This window comes from Kocuria sp. SM24M-10 (genome assembly GCF_001027955.1).
In the GTDB taxonomy this organism is placed as follows: Bacteria; Actinomycetota; Actinomycetes; order Actinomycetales; family Micrococcaceae; genus Kocuria; species Kocuria oceani.
In genome coordinates this window covers 1-1,809 of sequence record NZ_LDNX01000139.1, presented here as the reverse complement: position 1 = coordinate 1,809, position 1,809 = coordinate 1, and the positions used below count along the sequence as shown (strand labels likewise).

At 78.0% G+C, this 1,809-nt stretch carries 2 protein-coding genes; both read left to right on the top strand.

Features of this window, described 5'->3' with window-relative positions:
• Nucleotides 1-531: glycerophosphodiester phosphodiesterase family protein (locus ABL57_RS16815; RefSeq protein ID WP_047804630.1), on the top strand; the 531-nt coding region annotated here is incomplete at its 5' end.
• 124 nt (nt 532-655) lie between these two features.
• Nucleotides 656-1,558 carry an FAD:protein FMN transferase gene (locus ABL57_RS16810; RefSeq protein ID WP_047802931.1) on the top strand — a complete coding sequence of 301 codons (903 nt, stop codon included), beginning with the start codon at nt 656-658 and terminating at the stop codon, nt 1,556-1,558.
• The last annotated feature ends 251 nt before the right edge of the window (nt 1,559-1,809 follow it).

Below are 1,809 nucleotides of genomic sequence, written 5' to 3'. Positions count from 1 at the left end.
TGGGACCCCGAGACCGGCCGGCTGGGCCGGATCACGGTCTCGCTGATGAGCTTCCACCCCGACGCCGTCCGCCACCTGCTCGAGACGGTGCCCGCCGGCCACGTGTGCCAGCTGGTGGAGACCACCACCCGCCGCACGGTCCGGGAGAGCCTGCGCGTGAACCGTACGACCGCCGCCGTGCTGCACGCCGGGATGCGGCTCGTGGTGCCCCCGGCGCTGCCCGTCATCGCGACCGGGCTCGTGGACATCGTGGGACCCGGCATCGACTTCGTCCGCGCCCGGCCCGACCTGGTGCGCCGGTGGGCCGCCGACGGGCGCGTGCTGCGGGCCTGGACGATCGACACGGCGCGGGACGTGGACCTGTGCCGCGCCCTGGGCATCCAGCAGCTGACCTCCAACCGCCCGGCCGACGTGCTGCGCTGGACCGCGGCGGCCGGCGGGCGGGACGGCGGCGCCGGGATCCCCGCCGGCCCGCCGGTGCCGGCGACCGGACCGGGGCGCCCCCGCTCCGCCGCGATGACGGTCAGGTAACGAGCGGTCACGTCACCGTCCGGCGGGCCCAGCCGCGCGTATGCTCGGCACCACCTGCCCGTTGTCGCGCAGGGCCTTCCGCGTCCTCCGGCACGCGCCGACACGAGACCGCCAGGAGACGGCCATGTCCACCCCCACCCCGCCCGGGGCGCCGAGCCGGGACACCGTCCGCGCCCCCGCCCCGGACCTCCAGGAGGAGGCCCGGCGGCTGGCCGAGCGCGTCCACCGCGAGGTCTCCGCGGCCGTGGCGCCCGAGCGCATCGACTCGGAGCTGTCCCTGCTGAACCGGTTCGCCGAGCACGAGGACGTCGACGTGGTCGTCGGTCCCGTGCTCGCGCAGATCCTCGCCGCGGCGCTGCGGGCCACCCGCCTCACCAGCGGACTGGTCGACCCCACCACCGGCGACGCCGCCTGGCGTGCCCAGGACGGTCTGCCGGCCCGCCCGGCCCCGGGAATCGCCCACCTCGACCTCGACCTGCCCGCCCGCCGCCTGCGGATGCGGCAGGGCACCGTCCTGGATCTCGCCGAGGTCGCCGGCGCCTGGGCCGCGGACCGCACGGTCCGGCTCTTCACCGATGCCTTCCCCGGCCACGGGCTCGTTGCCCGTACCGGCGGGGTGCTGGCGGTGGCCGGCCCTGCCGCCGAGGCCGCCGCCCTGGCCGCGACCCCAGGCTTCGCTCTGGACCCGGACCTCGATCCGGCCCTGGGCGCCGCCGCCTGGGCCGGCCTCCTGACGACGGGCCACCATGGTCTCGCCGTGCTTTCCCGGCCGGGGAGCGCCCTGGTCAACCCGGTCACCGGTGCCGCCGTGGAGAGCCCGTGGGACCGTGTCGTCGTGGCCGCGCGGAGCGCGGTGGAGGCCCAAGCCTACGCCCACGCCGCCCACGTGCTCGGCGGGGACGCCCCCGGCTGGGTCGCGGCGTGCGGCGCGGAGGGCGAGTTCACCGGCTCGCGGCCCGGCAGCACGCTCCGGCGCCGGCTTCGGACACCCGGTTGGCCCGGCCGGACGGGCCACGCGGACGCCTGACCGGCGCCAGGAGCACGGTCCCAGAAGGGCCTTCGCCGTAGCAGCGGTCGTGGGCGTCCCCTCCGCTCTGGGAGCCGGCGGCGGGCCGCCCACCTGGGCGGCCCGGGCGGACCCGGCCGCGGTCACGCCCTCCGGCGGAGCGGGTTGTCCGGCGCGATGTCAGAGGTAGCGCACGAGCTCGGTGGCGATGCCGGTGTAGGTGGCAGGGGTCAGCGCGGAGAGCCGCCGGGCGGCCTCCGGGGAGAGGCCCA